At 58.7% G+C, this 17,842-nt stretch carries 14 protein-coding genes; 12 read left to right on the forward strand and 2 right to left on the reverse strand.

The window, feature by feature from the left end; all coding sequences use genetic code 11:
• Positions 1 to 35: 35 nt before the first annotated feature.
• Positions 36 to 1,709: a DNA repair protein RecN gene (recN, locus tag GTQ41_RS03840; protein WP_047291160.1), complete on the reverse strand. Its 1,674-nt coding sequence runs from the start codon at positions 1,707 to 1,709 to the stop codon at positions 36 to 38.
• A gap of 240 nt (positions 1,710 to 1,949) precedes the next feature.
• Between recN and grpE the strand changes: the two genes are divergently transcribed.
• The 8 genes from grpE (at position 1,950) to GTQ41_RS03880 (ending at position 12,420) form a co-directional block, all read left to right on the forward strand.
• A complete protein-coding gene (grpE, locus tag GTQ41_RS03845) occupies positions 1,950 to 2,516 on the forward strand; it encodes a nucleotide exchange factor GrpE (RefSeq protein WP_007961425.1) in 567 nt (188 codons plus the stop codon).
• 102 nt (positions 2,517 to 2,618) lie between these two features.
• Positions 2,619 to 4,535 carry a molecular chaperone DnaK gene (gene dnaK, locus GTQ41_RS03850; protein ID WP_003221521.1) on the forward strand — a complete coding sequence of 639 codons (1,917 nt, stop codon included), beginning with the start codon at positions 2,619 to 2,621 and terminating at the stop codon, positions 4,533 to 4,535.
• A 296-nt stretch (positions 4,536 to 4,831) separates the two neighbouring features.
• On the forward strand, positions 4,832 to 5,956 hold the full coding sequence (gene dnaJ / locus GTQ41_RS03855; RefSeq protein ID WP_003221522.1) for a molecular chaperone DnaJ: 1,125 nt from the start codon (positions 4,832 to 4,834) through the stop codon (positions 5,954 to 5,956).
• Positions 5,957 to 5,965: 9 nt separating this feature from the next.
• Positions 5,966 to 6,772 (forward strand): 4-hydroxy-tetrahydrodipicolinate reductase, encoded by an 807-nt coding sequence (gene dapB / locus GTQ41_RS03860; RefSeq protein WP_003221523.1) that lies wholly within the window; start codon positions 5,966 to 5,968, stop codon positions 6,770 to 6,772.
• Between the two features lie 257 nt (positions 6,773 to 7,029).
• Entirely contained in the window at positions 7,030 to 8,166 is a 1,137-nt protein-coding gene (carA, locus tag GTQ41_RS03865; protein ID WP_047291163.1) for a glutamine-hydrolyzing carbamoyl-phosphate synthase small subunit, read from the forward strand.
• A 126-nt stretch (positions 8,167 to 8,292) separates the two neighbouring features.
• Positions 8,293 to 11,514: a carbamoyl-phosphate synthase large subunit gene (gene carB / locus GTQ41_RS03870; RefSeq protein ID WP_047291165.1), complete on the forward strand. Its 3,222-nt coding sequence runs from the start codon at positions 8,293 to 8,295 to the stop codon at positions 11,512 to 11,514.
• On the forward strand, positions 11,511 to 11,987 hold the full coding sequence (gene greA / locus GTQ41_RS03875; RefSeq protein ID WP_041066788.1) for a transcription elongation factor GreA: 477 nt from the start codon (positions 11,511 to 11,513) through the stop codon (positions 11,985 to 11,987). Before carB ends, greA begins: the two co-directional genes overlap by 4 nt.
• Positions 11,988 to 12,015: 28 nt before the next feature.
• Positions 12,016 to 12,420, forward strand: coding sequence for a hypothetical protein (locus GTQ41_RS03880; RefSeq protein WP_047291232.1), 405 nt, complete (start codon positions 12,016 to 12,018; stop codon positions 12,418 to 12,420).
• Between the two features lie 9 nt (positions 12,421 to 12,429).
• On the opposite strand, the gene GTQ41_RS03885 is transcribed toward GTQ41_RS03880, so the two are convergent.
• Positions 12,430 to 12,738: a YhbY family RNA-binding protein gene (locus GTQ41_RS03885; RefSeq protein WP_003221534.1), complete on the reverse strand. Its 309-nt coding sequence runs from the start codon at positions 12,736 to 12,738 to the stop codon at positions 12,430 to 12,432.
• A 101-nt stretch (positions 12,739 to 12,839) separates the two neighbouring features.
• Here GTQ41_RS03885 and rlmE point away from each other — a divergent pair, with 101 nt between their 5' ends.
• From rlmE to glmM, 4 genes are all read left to right on the forward strand, one after another.
• Positions 12,840 to 13,469, forward strand: a complete 630-nt coding sequence (rlmE, locus tag GTQ41_RS03890; protein WP_003221536.1) for a 23S rRNA (uridine(2552)-2'-O)-methyltransferase RlmE — start codon at positions 12,840 to 12,842, stop codon at positions 13,467 to 13,469.
• A 202-nt stretch (positions 13,470 to 13,671) separates the two neighbouring features.
• The gene (gene ftsH, locus GTQ41_RS03895; RefSeq protein ID WP_047291168.1) at positions 13,672 to 15,579 is read left to right on the forward strand and encodes an ATP-dependent zinc metalloprotease FtsH; all 1,908 of its coding nucleotides are present in this window, start codon (positions 13,672 to 13,674) and stop codon (positions 15,577 to 15,579) included.
• An 8-nt stretch (positions 15,580 to 15,587) separates the two neighbouring features.
• A complete protein-coding gene (gene folP, locus GTQ41_RS03900; protein WP_047291170.1) occupies positions 15,588 to 16,439 on the forward strand; it encodes a dihydropteroate synthase in 852 nt (283 codons plus the stop codon).
• Between the two features lie 16 nt (positions 16,440 to 16,455).
• Positions 16,456 to 17,793, forward strand: a complete 1,338-nt coding sequence (glmM, locus tag GTQ41_RS03905) for a phosphoglucosamine mutase (protein WP_047291173.1) — start codon at positions 16,456 to 16,458, stop codon at positions 17,791 to 17,793.
• The last annotated feature ends 49 nt before the right edge of the window (positions 17,794 to 17,842 follow it).

Consider the following 17,842-nt stretch of genomic DNA (forward strand, 5'->3'; position numbering starts at 1 on the left):
CGACTCAAGGGTCGCCTTCGTGCTTTCTGCCGTTCTTAAACTTTTGCCGTGACCACCATTTTTTTCGCGTGAGCCAAGGACTCTTTGGTCAAGTCGATGCCGCCCAGCATCCGCGCTACTTCCTCTATGCGGTCGTTCTTGCTCAGTTTGGACACGGCGGTGTGGGTAGCCTGTTCACCGCGAACCTTGTGCACAAATAAATGCTGATGACCCTGCGCCGCCACTTGCGGCAAATGCGTCACGGTCAGCACTTGGCCGCGATCGCCAAGACGCCGCAACAACTGACCGACGATTTCCGCTGTCGGCCCGCCGATACCCACGTCCACTTCGTCGAATACCAGGGTTGGCACTCGTGAGGTCTGCGCAGTGATCACTTGAATCGCCAGGCTGATTCGCGACAGCTCGCCACCGGAGGCTACTTTGGCCAGCGCCTTGAGCGGCTGGCCGGGGTTGGCGCTGACCAGCAGTTCGACTTGTTCCAGGCCGTTAGGCTGTAGTTCGTCGCTGGTATTGGCGCGCAGCTCGATGGTGAAGCGTCCGCCCGGCATGCCCAAACGCTGGATCTCTTGCTCCACGGCGCTGGCGAGGCTGCTGGCGGCCTGATGGCGCAAGTCGCTCAGTTCCCGGGCCTTCTCTTGATAATGGCGGGCATAAGAGGCCAGTTCATCACCCAGGCGTTCGATGGATTCGTCGTTGGCATTCAATGTCTCGATTTCATCGAGCAATTTCTGCTGCATCTCGGCGACTTCGTTTGGCTGGATCCGGTGCTTGCGCGCCAGGGTGTAAATCGCGTCGAGGCGTTCTTCCAGATACTGCAGGCGCGCCGGATCGGCATCGAAGTTGTCGAGGAAGCGATTGAGCTCGCCGACGGCTTCTTCAACCTGGATCTGCGCGCTGGTCAGCAGGCTGCTGGCTTCGCCCAGTGCGCCAACCGAGTTGTTCACGCTCGACAGGCGGTTGAGGCTGGCGGTCAGCGCATTCAGCACATTGCCGGAATCGCTTTCGCTGCACTGCTCGACCACTTGTCGGCAAATGCCAAGCAGGGTTTCGGCGTTGGTCAGATTCTTGTGTTCCTGCTCCAGCTGTTCGAGTTCATTTTCGCCGAGGCCGAGGTTCTCCAGCTCTTCGAGCTGGTAGCTGAGCAATTGGTGACGCGCGCGTTGCTCGTCACCCGAGTTGGAGAGGCGCTCCAGTTCCTGGCGGGTCTGGCGCCAGCGCTGCGCGGCGAGTTGCACCTGGCGGGCCAGATCGGTAGCGCCGGCGTATTCGTCGAGCAGGCGCCGGTGAGTGTCGGTTTTCAGCAGGGACTGGTGTTCGTGCTGGCTGTGGATATCGATCAGCAGTTCGCCGAGAGCCTTGAGATCACCGAGCGGGCAGGGTGTGCCATTGATATAGCCGCGCGAACGGCCTTCGGCGGTGATCACCCGGCGCAGGATGCAGGGGCCGTCGTTTTCGAGGTCGCGCTCGGCCAGCCAGGCATGGGCTTCGGGAATGTCGACCAGGTCGAAGGTGGCCAGAATGTCGGCCTTGTCGGCGCCCGGGCGAACCACGCCGCTGTCGGCGCGGTCGCCAAGGGTCAGGCCCAGGGCGTCGAGCATGATTGACTTGCCGGCGCCGGTTTCCCCTGTGATCACGCTCATCCCGCGATCAAGTTCGAGATCGAGATGTTCAACGATGGCGTAGTTGTGTACGGACAGGTGCACCAGCATAAAGGCCGCTCCCAGGCTTTAGGTCTGGTTATTTATACAGTGTTTTGTTTCGGCCTGACAATGCCCTCGCTTAGCTCGATTTGCTTGATCCGATCAAATGCTTAGTCCGAGCAGGAATGACAATGCAGCACTTTTTTGTAGGGTTAATCATTGCAGGCCCTTGAAGCCTGATTTTGCGGCCCCATATATCGGGGCAGAAGCGCGAGTACAGCTCGCGGACGTAATTGAAAGGAGAATTCTATGGCTGACGAACAGACAGTAGATACGCAAAATCCAGAAGCCAATCAGGCGCCCGAAACTTCGGGTGACGACCTGGCGACCCGTGTACAAGTGCTCGAAGAGCAGTTGGCCGCCGCGCAGGATCAGTCTCTGCGCGTAGCTGCCGATCTGCAGAACGTCCGCCGCCGTGCCGAGCAGGATGTCGAGAAGGCGCACAAGTTTGCGCTGGAAAAATTCGCCGGTGACTTGCTGCCGATCGTTGACAGCCTGGAGCGCGGTCTCGAATTGTCGAGCCCGGACGACGAAAGTATCCGTCCGATGCGCGAAGGCATCGAGCTGACCCTGAAAATGTTCCACGACACCCTCAAGCGTTATCAGCTTGAAGCGATCGATCCGCATGGCGAACCGTTCAACGCCGTTCACCATCAGGCGATGGCCATGCAGGAGAGCGCCGACGTTGAACCGAACAGCGTTCTGAAGGTGTTCCAGAAGGGCTACCAGCTCAACGGTCGCCTGTTGCGTCCGGCCATGGTTGTGGTCAGCAAGGCGCCGGCGCCAATTTCGCCTTCGATTGACGAGAAGGCTTGAAATTAGCCGCAAGGCCCCCATTTAGAAGTCAAGCGTTTAAGTATTACCGCAGTTAGCCACCACTGCTGCGGCAACAAAATCCAAAGTTTCGGGAGAGTGAACATGGGCAAAATTATCGGTATCGACCTGGGGACTACCAACTCCTGCGTCTCCGTGCTGGAAAACGGCGTAGCCAAAGTTATCGAAAACGCCGAAGGCGCGCGCACCACGCCGTCGATCATCGCTTACGCCAACGATGGTGAAATCCTCGTTGGTCAGTCGGCCAAGCGTCAGGCAGTGACCAACCCGCACAACACCCTGTACGCGGTGAAGCGTCTGATCGGTCGCAAGTTCGACGAAGAAGTCGTACAGAAAGACATCAAGATGGTCCCGTACAAAATCGCCAAGGCTGACAACGGCGACGCCTGGGTTGAAGTGAACGGCCAGAAAATGGCGCCGCCACAAATCTCGGCTGAAATCCTGAAGAAGATGAAGAAGACTGCCGAAGATTACCTCGGCGAGCCTGTGACTGAAGCGGTGATCACCGTTCCGGCCTACTTCAACGACAGCCAGCGTCAGGCGACCAAAGACGCCGGCCGCATCGCCGGTCTGGACGTTAAACGTATCATCAACGAACCAACCGCAGCGGCTCTGGCTTACGGTATGGACAAGGCCAAGGGCGATCACACCGTGATCGTTTACGACCTGGGTGGCGGTACTTTCGACGTGTCGGTGATTGAGATCGCTGAGGTTGACGGCGAGCACCAGTTCGAAGTGTTGGCCACCAACGGTGACACCTTCCTCGGCGGTGAAGACTTTGACATTCGTCTGATCGACTACCTCGTTGACGAATTCAAGAAAGAAAGCGGCATGAACCTCAAAGGTGACCCGCTGGCCATGCAGCGCCTGAAAGAAGCCGCTGAGAAAGCCAAGATCGAGCTGTCGTCCGCGCAGTCGACCGACGTCAACCTGCCGTACATCACTGCAGACGCCACCGGTCCTAAGCACCTGAACGTGAAGATTTCGCGTGCCAAGCTCGAAGCACTGGTTGAAGACCTGGTTCAGCGCACCATCGAACCTTGCCGCATCGCCATGAAAGACGCCGGTATCGACGTTGGCGCGATCAACGACGTGATTCTGGTCGGCGGTCAGACCCGTATGCCGCTGGTACAGAAGCTGGTGACCGATTTCTTCGGTAAAGAAGCACGTAAAGACGTGAACCCGGACGAAGCAGTTGCCATGGGTGCTGCGATCCAGGGCGCCGTTCTGGCCGGTGACGTGAAAGACGTTCTGCTGCTCGACGTCAGCCCGCTGACCCTGGGTATCGAAACCATGGGTGGCGTGATGACCGCGCTGATCGAGAAAAACACCACGATTCCTACCAAGAAATCGCAAGTGTTCTCGACTGCCGACGACAACCAGGGCGCCGTGACCATTCACGTCCTGCAAGGTGAGCGTAAGCAAGCTGCGCAGAACAAGTCGCTGGGCAAGTTCGACCTGGCCGACATTCCACCTGCTCCACGTGGCGTGCCGCAGATCGAAGTGACCTTCGACATCGACGCAAACGGCATCCTGCACGTTGGCGCGAAAGACAAGGCGACCGGTAAAGAGCAGAAGATCACCATCAAGGCCAACTCCGGTCTGTCGGATGAAGAAATTCAGAAGATGGTTCGCGACGCCGAGCTGAACGCCGAGGAAGACCGCAAGTTCGCGGAGCTGGCTGAATCCCGTAACAAGGGTGATGCACTGGTTCATTCGACTCGCAAAATGGTCACCGAAGCGGGCGACAAGGTCAGCGCTGAAGAGAAGACCGCGATCGAAGCTGCCGTGGTTGCACTGGAAGCCGCTGTGAAAGGCGACGACAAGGCTGCCATCGAAGCGAAGATCGAAGAGCTGTCGAAAGTCTCGGCTCCGGTTGCCCAGAAGATGTACGCCGAACAGGCTCAGCCTGCTGAAGGCGCGGCGCCGCACGACGAGAAAGCTGAAAAGGCTGACGATGTTGTCGATGCCGAGTTCGAAGAAGTCAAAGACCACAAGTAAGTTGTTGGTCGGCCGGTTGACTGCCTTGCGGCGGTGACTGGTAGGATGTCGCCGCGCGGGAGCTTGCTCCCGCGTTGGCGTATCTGGAATACGTGAATTTTTACAGCATGCGACAAGCCTTGCATGCTGTTGGTATGGCCGGGAATGCTCCTGCTTTTCGTGCCGCAAGTACCACAAGAAACAAAGACCAGGATCGTTGAATTGACGTGAGTTGGGTCCGGGCCTGTATTGGGGCTCAACGAGTTTGGCCATCCTCAGGAGGGGTTTGCCGAACGTCCTCAAGAGTGCAAAGACTTATGGCAAAGCGTGACTATTACGAAGTATTGGGTGTCGAGCGTGGTTCAAGCGATGCAGACCTGAAAAAGGCCTATCGTCGCCTGGCGATGAAGCACCACCCGGACCGTAATCCCGATGACAAAGCGTCGGAAGAACTGTTCAAAGAGGCCAACGAAGCCTACGAAGTATTGTCCGATTCGAGCAAGCGCGCGGCCTACGACCAGTACGGTCATGCTGGCGTCGACCCAAGCATGGGTGGCGGTGGTGCCGGTTTCGGCGGGCAGAATTTCTCTGACATCTTTGGCGATGTCTTCAGTGACTTCTTCGGTGGCGGTCGCGGCGGTTCCCGTGGCGGCGCCCAGCGCGGCAGCGATTTGCGCTACACCCTGGAGCTGAATCTGGAAGAAGCGGTACGCGGTACCACCGTGAATATCCGCGTTCCGACACTGGTCAACTGCAAGCCGTGCGACGGTTCCGGCGCGAAGAAAGGCTCGTCGCCATCGACCTGCCCGACCTGCGGCGGCATCGGTCAGGTGCGCATGCAGCAGGGCTTCTTCTCGGTGCAGCAGACCTGCCCGCGCTGCCATGGCCAGGGCAAGATCATTTCCGATCCGTGCGATTCCTGCCACGGCGACGGTCGCGTCGAAGAATACAAGACCCTGTCGGTCAAAGTGCCGGCTGGTGTTGATACCGGCGACCGCATTCGTCTGTCCGGCGAGGGCGAGGCGGGCACCCAGGGCGGCCCGACCGGCGACCTGTACGTGGTGATCAACGTGCGCGAGCACGACATCTTCCAGCGCGATGGCAAGCACCTGTTCTGCGAAGTGCCGATCAGCTTTGTTGATGCGGCGCTCGGCGGCGAGCTGGAAATCCCGACCCTCGACGGTCGCGTCAAATTGAAAATCCCCGAAGGCACCCAGACCGGCAAGCAGTTCCGTGTACGCGGCAAAGGCGTGGCGCCGGTGCGTGGCGGTGGTGCGGGCGACTTGATGTGCCGCGTAGCGGTCGAGACCCCGGTCAATCTGAATCGTCGTCAGCGCGAACTGCTCGAAGAATTCCGCAGCTCGCTGGCGGACGATAACAGCCACTCGCCGAAAACCACTGGTTGGTTCGATGGTGTGAAGCGCTTCTTCGGCGATCTGTAAGGAGTCGGCATGCGACGTATAGCTGTGATGGGCGCCGCCGGGCGCATGGGCAAGATTCTGGTCGAAGCCGTGCAACAGCGCGCGCCATTGACCGGCCTGACTGCGGCGATCGTTCGTCCCGGCAGTACGCTGATCGGAGTGGACGCCGGTGAGCTGGCTTCGCTGGGTCGTATCGGTGTGCCGTTGTCCGGCAACCTCGAATCGGTGGCTGAAGAGTTCGATGTGCTGATCGACTTCACCCTGCCGGAAGTGATGTTGAAAAACCTCGCGTTCTGTCGCAAGGCTGGCAAGGCCATGGTCATCGGCACCACCGGGCTCGACGCTGCGCAGAAGCAACTGCTGGCCGAGGCGGGCAAGGATATTCCGATCGTGTTTGCGGCCAACTTCAGTGTCGGGGTCAACCTGTCGCTGAAGCTGCTCGAAATGACTGCCCGGGTGCTGGGCGACGATGCCGACATCGAGATCATCGAGGCGCATCACCGGCACAAGATTGACGCGCCTTCGGGCACGGCGCTGCGCATGGGTGAAGTGATTGCCGATGCGCTGGATCGTGATCTGCAGAAAGTCGCGGTCTATGGTCGTGAAGGTCACACCGGTGCGCGCGAGCGGGAAACCATTGGTTTCGCCACCGTTCGCGGTGGTGATGTGGTCGGTGATCACACGGTGCTGTTTGCCTGCGAAGGCGAGCGCCTGGAGATCACGCACAAGGCTTCCAGTCGCATGACTTTTGCCAAGGGCGCGGTGCGTGCGGCGTTGTGGCTGGATGGCCGCGAGCCGGGTCTGTATGACATGCAGGACGTGCTCGACCTGCATTGATTGAATGTTTTACCCAGCGCAAACGCCCGGTTTGCGCTGGTTTTTCTGCATCGCGCGACGCCCTGTCGCATTCTCCGGCCTTTTAGGCTCTTTAGCGGTGGACCAAAAAAGCCTTTTTCTGTAAGCTACAGCTTTAGTGTGTCCACTAAAAGCGCGCAGAATAATTCAGTGAAGAAGCGGAGTGACGTGTCCATACGTCACTCCGCTTTTTTACAACCTGCGATTGCCCTTTCATGCGTTATTTACGGGAGGTCTTCTTGACTAAGCCAGCCATACTCGCCCTTGCTGATGGCAGCATTTTTCGCGGCGAAGCCATTGGAGCCGACGGTCAAACCGTTGGTGAGGTGGTGTTCAACACCGCAATGACCGGCTATCAGGAAATCCTTACCGATCCTTCCTACGCCCAACAGATCGTTACCCTGACTTACCCGCACATCGGCAACACCGGCACCACGCCGGAAGATGCCGAGTCCGACCGCGTATGGTCCGCTGGCCTGGTCATCCGTGACCTGCCGCTGGTAGCGAGCAACTGGCGTAACACGATGTCCCTGTCCGACTACCTGAAAGCCAACAACGTTGTGGCAATCGCCGGTATCGACACCCGCCGCCTGACCCGCATCCTGCGTGAAAAAGGCGCCCAGAACGGCTGCATCATGGCCGGCGACAACATCTCCGAAGAGGCTGCAATTGCCGCCGCGCAAGGCTTCCCGGGCCTGAAGGGCATGGATCTGGCGAAAGTCGTCAGCACCAAGGAAAAGTACGAATGGCGCTCCACTGTCTGGGATCTGAAGACCGACAGCCACGCGACCCTCGAAGCGTCCGAGCTGCCATACCACGTGGTTGCCTACGACTACGGCGTCAAGCTGAACATCCTGCGCATGCTGGTCGAGCGCGGCTGCCGCGTGACCGTGGTGCCGGCGCAAACCCCGGCAGCCGACGTGCTGGCGCTCAAGCCGGACGGTGTGTTCCTGTCCAACGGTCCTGGTGATCCGGAGCCTTGCGACTACGCGATCAAGGCGATCAAGGAAGTGCTGGAAACCGAGATTCCGGTCTTCGGTATCTGCCTTGGTCACCAGCTGCTGGCTCTGGCCTCCGGCGCCAAGACCCTGAAAATGGGCCATGGCCACCACGGTGCCAACCACCCGGTACAGGATCTGGACACTGGCGTCGTGATGATCACCAGCCAGAACCACGGTTTCGCGGTTGACGAAGCGACCCTGCCGGCCAACGTGCGTGCGATCCACAAATCGCTGTTCGATGGCACCCTGCAAGGCATCGAGCGCACCGACAAGAGCGCGTTCAGCTTCCAGGGCCACCCTGAAGCGAGCCCGGGCCCGAACGATGTGGCGCCCCTGTTCGACCGCTTCATCAACGAGATGGCCAAGCGACGCTAAGCGTTCGCCTTGAGACTGTAGCGAGAAGCCCTCGAGGGCGGCCCCGACACCGGTGGCGCCCCTCAGGGCTTCAGAAATCGATCAAGACGGCTTGCCGACTGACCTGCGGATTTGAGTGACAAACCCATGCCAAAACGTACAGACATTAAAAGCATCCTGATTCTCGGCGCTGGCCCGATCGTTATCGGCCAGGCCTGCGAATTCGACTACTCCGGCGCCCAGGCCTGCAAAGCCCTGCGCGAAGAGGGTTACCGCGTCATCCTGGTGAACTCCAACCCGGCCACCATCATGACCGACCCGGACATGGCTGACGCCACGTACATCGAGCCGATCAAGTGGCAGACCGTGGCCAAGATCATCGAAAAAGAACGCCCGGACGCGGTGCTGCCAACCATGGGTGGCCAGACTGCACTGAACTGCGCCCTGGATCTGGAGCGCGAAGGCGTTCTGGAAAAGTTCGGCGTGGAAATGATCGGTGCCAACGCCGACACCATCGACAAGGCTGAAGACCGTTCGCGTTTCGACAAGGCCATGAAATCCATCGGCCTGGAATGCCCGCGTTCCGGTATCGCCCACAGCATGGAAGAAGCCAACGCCGTTCTCGAGCGTCTGGGTTTCCCGTGCATCATCCGTCCGTCCTTCACCATGGGTGGCACTGGCGGCGGTATTGCCTACAACCGTGAAGAGTTCGAAGAAATCTGCGCCCGCGGTCTGGACCTGTCGCCGACCAAAGAGCTGCTGATCGACGAATCGCTGATCGGCTGGAAAGAATATGAAATGGAAGTTGTCCGCGACAAAAAGGACAACTGCATCATCGTCTGCTCGATCGAGAACTTCGACCCGATGGGCGTGCATACCGGTGACTCGATCACCGTTGCTCCGGCACAGACCCTGACCGACAAGGAATACCAGATCCTGCGTAACGCCTCGCTGGCGGTACTGCGCGAGATCGGCGTCGAGACCGGCGGCTCCAACGTGCAATTCGGTATCTGCCCGGACACTGGCCGCATGGTCGTGATCGAGATGAACCCGCGCGTATCGCGTTCCTCGGCACTGGCTTCGAAAGCCACCGGTTTCCCGATTGCCAAAGTCGCGGCCAAACTGGCTGTGGGCTACACCCTCGACGAACTGTCCAACGACATCACCGGCGGCAAGACCCCGGCGTCCTTCGAACCGTCGATCGACTACGTTGTGACCAAGCTGCCACGTTTCGCCTTCGAGAAATTCGCCAAGGCTGACGCGCGCCTGACCACGCAAATGAAGTCGGTCGGTGAAGTCATGGCCATCGGCCGCACCTTCCAGGAATCCCTGCAGAAAGCCCTGCGCGGTCTGGAAGTGGGCGTTTGCGGGCTGGACGAGAAGCTCGACCTGAGCAACCCGGAAAGCATGAGCATCCTCAAGCGCGAGCTGACCGTGCCGGGCGCCGAGCGTATCTGGTACGTAGCGGACGCCTTCCGCGCCGGCATGACCGTCGAAGACATTTTCGGCATGAACATGATCGACCCGTGGTTCCTGGTGCAGATCGAAGATCTGATCAAGGAAGAAGAGAAGGTCAAGACCCTCGGTCTGTCCGCTATCGACCGCGACCTGATGTTCAAGCTCAAGCGCAAAGGCTTCTCCGATCAGCGTCTGGCCAAACTGCTGGGTGTGACCGAGAAGAACCTGCGTACGCACCGTCAAAAACTGGAAGTGTTCCCGGTCTACAAGCGCGTTGACACCTGTGCCGCCGAGTTCGCCACCGACACCGCGTACCTCTACTCGACGTACGAGGAAGAGTGCGAAGCCGCGCCGTCCGGTCGCGACAAGATCATGATTCTGGGTGGCGGTCCGAACCGTATCGGCCAGGGCATCGAGTTCGACTACTGCTGCGTACACGCCGCTCTCGCCCTGCGCGAAGACGGCTACGAAACCATCATGGTCAACTGCAACCCGGAAACCGTTTCCACCGACTACGACACGTCCGACCGTCTGTACTTCGAGCCGGTAACCCTGGAAGACGTACTGGAAATCTGCCGCGTCGAGAAGCCGAAAGGCGTGATCGTCCAGTACGGCGGTCAGACGCCGCTGAAACTGGCGCGCGCCCTCGAAGCCGCTGGCGTGCCGATCATCGGTACCAGCCCTGATGCCATCGACCGTGCCGAAGACCGTGAGCGCTTCCAGCAAATGGTTGAGCGTCTGAACCTGCGTCAGCCGCCAAACGCCACCGTGCGCAGTGAAGACGAAGCTGTTCGCGCTGCCGCGAAAATCGGTTATCCGCTGGTGGTGCGCCCGTCCTACGTGCTGGGCGGCCGCGCGATGGAAATCGTTTACAAGGAAGACGAACTCAAGCGCTATTTGCGTGATGCGGTGCAAGTGTCCAACGACAGCCCGGTGCTGCTCGACCACTTCCTCAACTGCGCCATCGAGATGGACGTGGATGCGGTTTGCGACGGCAAAGACGTGGTAATCGGCGCGATCATGCAGCACATCGAACAGGCAGGCGTTCACTCCGGTGACTCCGCGTGCTCGCTGCCGCCGTACTCGCTGCCGGCGCACATCCAGGACGAGATGCGCGAACAGGTCAAGAAAATGGCCCTGGAACTGGGCGTTGTCGGCCTGATGAACGTGCAACTGGCCCTGCAGGGCGAAGACATCTACGTCATCGAAGTCAACCCGCGCGCTTCGCGTACCGTACCGTTCGTGTCCAAGTGCATCGGTGTTTCCCTGGCAATGATCGCTGCACGCGTCATGGCCGGTAAGACCCTGAAGGAAATCGGCTTCACCAAGGAAATCATCCCGAACTTCTACAGCGTGAAAGAGGCGGTGTTCCCGTTCGCCAAATTCCCTGGCGTTGACCCGATCCTCGGCCCGGAGATGAAGTCCACCGGTGAAGTGATGGGCGTCGGCGACACCTTCGGTGAAGCCTTCGCCAAGGCCCAGATGGGCGCGAGCGAAGTGCTGCCGACCGGCGGTACCGCGTTCATCAGCGTGCGTGACGATGACAAGCCGCTGGTTGCAGGCGTGGCCCGTGATCTGATCAACTTGGGCTTCGAAGTGGTCGCCACTGCCGGTACTGCCAAGCTGATCGAAGCCGCAGGCCTGAAAGTGCGCCGCGTGAACAAGGTGACCGAGGGTCGTCCGCACGTGGTCGACATGATCAAGAATGACGAAGTCACCCTGATCATCAACACCACCGAAGGCCGTCAGTCGATCGCTGATTCCTACTCCATTCGTCGTAATGCCCTGCAGCACAAGATCTACTGCACCACCACCATTGCTGCGGGCGAGGCTATCTGTGAAGCGCTGAAGTTCGGTCCCGAGAAGACCGTACGCCGCTTGCAGGATCTACACGCAGGATTGAAGGCATGATCAAGTACCCAATGACCGTCCAGGGCGCAAAAGCCCTGGAAGAAGAACACGCTCACCTGACCAAGGTCGTTCGTCCGAAGCTCAGCCAGGACATCGGTACGGCTCGCGAGCTGGGTGATCTGAAGGAAAACGCCGAATACCATGCCGCCCGCGAACAGCAGGGCATGGTCGAGGCGCGGATCCGTGATATCGAAGGCCGGATCCAGAATCAGGTCATCATTGATGTCACGACCATTCCGCACACCGGCAAAGTGATCTTCGGTACCACTGTCGAAATCGCCAACGTCGAGACGGATGAAAGCGTCGCTTACCACATCGTGGGTGAGGATGAGGCTGACTTCAAACTCGGCAAGATTTCGGTCGGCTCGCCCTTGGCCCGTGCCTTGATCGGCAAGGAAGAGGGTGACGTGGTTGCCGTGAAAACGCCGAGTGGTGTTATCGAGTACGAGATTGTCGAAGTCCGTCACATCTGAAGGCAAGCGCCCGCTACGTGCGGGCGCCATTCTTTGGCAGCTGACCCAGACGTTGTGGGTCGGCGGCTTCTGGCTGGTTCATCTCGGTTTGCGACCGGTGCTGGGCAAGATTGGTCTGGCACCGTTGCTGATCGATGAGATTGCCGATGCGTTCGAAGTGTCGCTGGTGATTTTTGCCGCGGCCTGCGTGATTTTTCAGGCTTTGGTGCTGGTACGGGCCGAGGGCCTTGCCAGTCTGTGGCGGGATTTTCGCGGGCAGGTGTTGTTGATGGCACTGTATGCGTGTGCGATGTTTGTCGCCGTGCATGTCGGCTGGCCGCAAGCGCAGCGCTGGCAGGCATTCAGTTTTCTGCTGTTGGGCTTCTCTGGGCTGGTGCTGGTGTTGCAGCCGCTACCGGGATGGAGTGGCAGGGTGCGCGAAGCACACCCTTGACCCTTGCCATCACTTGAAGCGATGAACGTTCGACAGCTGCTTGTTGACGCTGAAGTTCTTGCGATAAACCAGCGCCATCTTGCCGATGACCTGTACCAGATCAGCCTTGCCGACCTTGCACAGCTCTGCAATGTGCGCCAGGCGCGACTCGCGGTCGAGGATGTTGAGCTTGATCTTGATCAGCTCGTGATCCGCCAAGGCGCGTTCAAGTTCGGCTAATACACCTTCAGTCAGACCGTTGTCCGCCACCGTCAAAACCGGTTTCAGGTGGTGGCCAATGGATTTGTACTGTTTCTTCTGCTCTGGAGTGAGCGGCATAATCTGACCCTTTCGTCTGGATTCTGTAAAATGGCGGCCATTTTACCCGAGGGTTCGTGGATCCGCCCAATTAATCACGACCCTTATTATCGAGGTGCCCAATGGCGCGTTCCAAGACAAGCCTTGGTTGGCTGAAACGACATGTCAACGATCCTTATGTGAAGCAGGCGCAGAAGGATGGCTACCGCTCGCGTGCGAGTTACAAGCTTCTGGAGATCCAGGAGAAATACAAGCTGATCCGTTCCGGCATGAGCGTTGTCGACCTGGGTGCGGCGCCCGGCGGCTGGTCGCAGGTCACCAGCCGGCTGATCGGTGGTCAGGGGCGACTGATCGCTTCGGACATCCTGGAGATGGACAGTATCCCTGACGTGACCTTTATTCAGGGTGATTTCACCGAGGACGAAGTGCTCGCGCGAATCCTTGAAGCCGTGGGTAATTCACAGGTGGACCTTGTGATTTCCGATATGGCCCCCAATATGAGTGGTACGCCTGAAGTGGACATGCCAAAAGCCATGTTCCTTTGCGAGCTGGCGCTTGATCTGGCGGAGCGGATACTCAAGCCGGGTGGTAATTTCGTGATCAAGATTTTTCAGGGCGAAGGTTTTGATGTCTACCTGAAGGATGCTCGGAAGAAGTTCGACAAGATCCAGATGATCAAGCCGGATTCTTCCCGTGGCAGCTCCCGCGAGCAATACATGCTGGCTTGGGGTTACCGTGGGGGTAATGAGTAAAACGAGGTTTTTTGCTGGGGTGATAGGTTTTTCGTATTTTGCCCCGCGTGCATAAGCGAATATTGTGTAGAAAGTGTTTCACAAAGGGTTACAGACGGCGCCTGCAAGAGTTGTAGGTAATGTAGTAAGTTAGGCCGGTGAATATCATGCGAAGCGCGCGCCAGTAGCGGAGCTTGCTTCAGAGGGTAGTTAATTGAACGATATGGCAAAGAATCTGATCCTGTGGTTGATCATCGCGGCAGTCCTCGTGACGGTGATGAACAACTTCTCCAGTCCTAACGAGCCGCAGACCCTCAACTATTCCGACTTCATCCAGCAGGTCAAGGATGGCAGGGTCGAGCGCGTAGCCGTTGACGGCTATGTGATTACCGGCAAGCGCAACGATGGCGACAGCTTCAAGACCATTCGTCCGGCGATCCAGGACAACGGCCTGATCGGCGACCTGGTCGACAATCACGTTGTGGTTGAAGGCAAGCAGCCTGAGCAGCAAAGCATCTGGACTCAACTTCTGGTGGCCAGCTTCCCGATCCTGGTGATCATCGCGGTGTTCATGTTCTTCATGCGCCAGATGCAGGGCGGTGCCGGCGGCAAGGGCGGACCGATGAGCTTTGGCAAGAGCAAGGCACGCCTGCTCTCCGAAGACCAGGTGAAGACCACGCTGGCTGACGTTGCTGGTTGCGACGAAGCCAAGGAAGAAGTTGGTGAGCTGGTTGAGTTCCTGCGTGATCCGGGCAAGTTCCAGCGCCTCGGCGGTCGTATTCCTCGCGGCGTATTGATGGTCGGCCCTCCGGGTACCGGTAAAACCTTGCTGGCCAAGGCGATTGCTGGCGAAGCGAAAGTGCCGTTCTTCACCATCTCCGGTTCCGACTTTGTTGAAATGTTTGTGGGTGTTGGTGCAAGCCGCGTTCGCGACATGTTCGAGCAGGCCAAGAAGCACGCGCCGTGCATCATCTTCATTGACGAAATCGACGCCGTCGGTCGCCACCGTGGCGCCGGCATGGGCGGCGGTCACGACGAGCGTGAGCAGACCCTCAACCAGTTGCTGGTAGAGATGGACGGCTTCGAAATGAATGACGGCATCATTGTGATCGCTGCCACCAACCGTCCTGACGTACTTGACCCTGCGCTGCTGCGTCCGGGCCGTTTCGACCGTCAGGTCGTTGTAGGTTTGCCGGATATCCGCGGTCGCGAGCAGATTCTCAAGGTTCACATGCGGAAAGTGCCAATGGGTGATGACGTGGCTCCAGCCGTTATCGCCCGTGGTACCCCAGGCTTTTCCGGTGCCGATCTGGCCAACCTGGTCAACGAAGCGTCGCTGTTCGCGGCACGTAGCGGAAAGCGCATCGTTGAAATGAAAGAGTTCGAATTGGCCAAAGACAAGATCATGATGGGCGCCGAGCGCAAATCCATGGTCATGTCCGAGAAAGAGAAACAGAACACTGCTTATCACGAAGCGGGCCATGCGATCGTTGGGCGCGTTGTGCCTGAGCATGATCCGGTCTACAAGGTTTCGATCATTCCGCGTGGCCGTGCGCTGGGCGTGACCATGTTCCTGCCTGAAGAGGATCGTTACAGTCTGTCCAAGCGTGCGCTGATCAGCCAGATCTGCTCGCTGTACGGTGGCCGTATCGCCGAAGAGATGACCCTTGGTTTCGATGGTGTGACCACCGGCGCTTCCAACGACATCATGCGTGCCAGTCAGATTGCGCGGAACATGGTGACCAAGTGGGGCCTGTCGGAAAAACTCGGTCCGCTGATGTACGCCGAAGAAGAGGGCGAAGTGTTCCTCGGTCGCGGTGGTGGTGGTCAGAATGCCAGCTTCTCCGGTGAGACAGCCAAACTTATCGACTCCGAAGTGCGCAGCATCATCGACCAGTGTTACGGCACGGCCAAGCAGATCCTCACGGACAACCGTGACAAGCTGGATGCCATGGCTGATGCGCTGATGAAGTACGAAACCATTGACGCCGAGCAGATCGACGACATCATGGCGGGTCGTACGCCACGTGAGCCGCGTGACTGGACAAGTGGCACGGGTACGCCTCCGCCTCCGGTGATTCAGGATGAGCGTCCGGAAACACCGATTGGCGGTCCGGCTGCTGACGTTTAAGGTTTGAAATGACTTCTGCACAGTCCCTGACCCGGTTGCCTTGCGGCAACCGGGTTCTTGATTTGGCCCGGACGCATGTCATGGGCATTCTCAATGTCACTCCCGATTCCTTCTCCGATGGTGGCCGGTACAACCAGCTCGACGTGGCCTTGCGTCACGCCGCAGCCATGGTGGCTGCTGGGGCGACGCTGATCGATGTCGGCGGTGAGTCGACCCGGCCTGGCGCGCGCGCGGTTTCACCGCTCGAGGAATTGGAACGCGTAGCTCCGATCGTGGAGCTGATCAATCGCGAGCTGGATGTGGTCATCTCGGTCGATACTTCGACACCTGCGGTGATGCGTGAAACAGCGCGCCTGGGTGCCGGGTTGATCAATGATGTGCGCTCGTTGCGCCGCGATGGTGCGCTGGATGCCGCAGCCGCGACCGGGTTGCCGGTCTGTCTGATGCATATGCTCGGCGAGCCGGGTGACATGCAGGACAACCCGCGCTATCAGGACGTTACCCGGGAAGTCGGTGAGTTTCTGGCAGAGCGCATGGCTCAATGTGCGGCGGCAGGTATTCCGGCAGAGCGGATTATTCTTGATCCCGGTTTCGGTTTCGCGAAAACCCTGCAGCACAATCTAAGCTTGTTCAAGCATATGGAAGCCCTGCATGCGCTGGGGCGTCCGCTATTGGTCGGTGTCTCACGCAAAAGCATGATTGGCCAGGCTTTGAGCCGACCCGTGGGTGAGCGTTTGCACGGCGGTCTCGCACTGGCGGCACTGGCATCGATTAAAGGAGCGCGTATATTGCGCGTCCATGATGTGGCGGAAACGGTAGACGTGGTGCGTATGCTCGCGGCCGTGGAATCAGCCGAATAAGAATGATGGAGCACTTATGAGCAAGAAATACTTTGGAACTGACGGTATTCGTGGTCGTGTCGGTGAATATCCGATAACTCCGGATTTCATGCTCAAGCTCGGCTGGGCGGCCGGTATGGCCTTTCGCAAGATGGGCGCGTGCAAGGTGCTGGTTGGCAAGGACACGCGAATCTCCGGCTACATGTTCGAATCGGCGCTTGAGGCAGGTCTGACGTCGGCGGGCGCCGATGTGATGCTGCTCGGTCCGATGCCGACGCCCGCCATTGCCTATCTGTCGCGCACGTTTCAAGCCGAAGCCGGGATCGTGATCAGTGCTTCACATAACCCGCATGACGATAACGGCATCAAGTTCTTCTCGGGTAAAGGCACCAAGCTGCCTGACGAGTTGGAGCTGATGATCGAAGAATTGCTCGATACCCCGATGACCGTGGTTGAGTCGAGCAAAATTGGCAAGGTGTCGCGTATCAACGACGCTTCGGGTCGCTACATCGAATTCTGTAAAAGCAGCGTGCCTACCGGTACCAGCTTTTCCGGTTTGAAAATCGTGATCGACTGCGCACACGGAGCGACCTACAAGGTAGCTCCGAGTGTCTTTCGTGAGTTGGGCGCCGAAGTGGTGGTGCTGTCGGCTCAGCCCAATGGTCTGAACATTAACGATAATTGCGGTTCGACTCATATGGGTCAGCTGCAAGCCGCTGTTCTCGCCGAGCACGCTGATCTGGGCATCGCCTTTGACGGTGACGGTGATCGGGTGCTGATGGTGGATCACACTGGCGCCATCGTTGATGGTGACGAGTTGCTGTTCATCATCGCGCGTGATCTGCACGGGCGTGGCAAATTGCAGGGCGGCGTAGTCGGCACGCTGATGAGTAACCTCGGTCTGGAGCTCGCTCTGGCAGAACTCTCGATTCCATTCATTCGTGCCAATGTCGGTGACCGTTATGTGATCGCCGAACTACTGGAGCGCAACTGGCTGGTAGGTGGTGAGAACTCTGGGCATATCGTCTGCTTCAATCACACCACCACCGGTGATGCAATCATTGCTGCGTTGCAGGTGCTGATGGCACTGAAAACCCGCAATGAAGGCCTTGCCCAAACGCGTCAGGCGTTGCGCAAGTGCCCTCAGGTACTGATCAATGTGCGTTTCGGTGGTGGCGAAAGTCCGCTCGAGCACCCGGCGGTCAAGGAGGCCAGTGCGCGTGTAACCCAGGCAATGGCGGGTCGTGGTCGCGTGCTTCTACGCAAGTCCGGCACAGAGCCATTGGTGCGTGTGATGGTCGAAGGCGAGGATGAAACTCAGGTTCGCAGCTACGCCGAAGAACTGGCAAAACTGGTAACTGAAGTTTCTGCCTGATTCGGCTTGCCAGCCATGATTGTGTTGGGTAACATCTGCGCCCACTTTG

This window comes from Pseudomonas sp. AN-B15, from assembly GCF_019056475.1.
Classification (GTDB): Bacteria; Pseudomonadota; Gammaproteobacteria; order Pseudomonadales; family Pseudomonadaceae; genus Aquipseudomonas; species Aquipseudomonas parakoreensis.

What these genes read in the sequence shown, in the direction of transcription:
- rlmE (WP_003221536.1), top strand. Translation starts at nt 12,840, where the DNA reads ATGGCGCGTTCCAAGACAAGCCTTGGTTGGCTGAAACGACATGTCAAC.
- grpE (WP_007961425.1), top strand. Translation starts at nt 1,950, where the DNA reads ATGGCTGACGAACAGACAGTAGATACGCAAAATCCAGAAGCCAATCAG.
- ftsH (WP_047291168.1), top strand. Translation starts at nt 13,672, where the DNA reads ATGGCAAAGAATCTGATCCTGTGGTTGATCATCGCGGCAGTCCTCGTG.
- glmM (WP_047291173.1), top strand. Translation starts at nt 16,456, where the DNA reads ATGAGCAAGAAATACTTTGGAACTGACGGTATTCGTGGTCGTGTCGGT.
- folP (WP_047291170.1), top strand. Translation starts at nt 15,588, where the DNA reads ATGACTTCTGCACAGTCCCTGACCCGGTTGCCTTGCGGCAACCGGGTT.
- greA (WP_041066788.1), top strand. Translation starts at nt 11,511, where the DNA reads ATGATCAAGTACCCAATGACCGTCCAGGGCGCAAAAGCCCTGGAAGAA.
- dapB (WP_003221523.1), top strand. Translation starts at nt 5,966, where the DNA reads ATGCGACGTATAGCTGTGATGGGCGCCGCCGGGCGCATGGGCAAGATT.
- dnaJ (WP_003221522.1), top strand. Translation starts at nt 4,832, where the DNA reads ATGGCAAAGCGTGACTATTACGAAGTATTGGGTGTCGAGCGTGGTTCA.
- recN (WP_047291160.1), bottom strand. Translation starts at nt 1,709, where the DNA reads ATGCTGGTGCACCTGTCCGTACACAACTACGCCATCGTTGAACATCTC.
- GTQ41_RS03885 (WP_003221534.1), bottom strand. Translation starts at nt 12,738, where the DNA reads ATGCCGCTCACTCCAGAGCAGAAGAAACAGTACAAATCCATTGGCCAC.
- dnaK (WP_003221521.1), top strand. Translation starts at nt 2,619, where the DNA reads ATGGGCAAAATTATCGGTATCGACCTGGGGACTACCAACTCCTGCGTC.
- carB (WP_047291165.1), top strand. Translation starts at nt 8,293, where the DNA reads ATGCCAAAACGTACAGACATTAAAAGCATCCTGATTCTCGGCGCTGGC.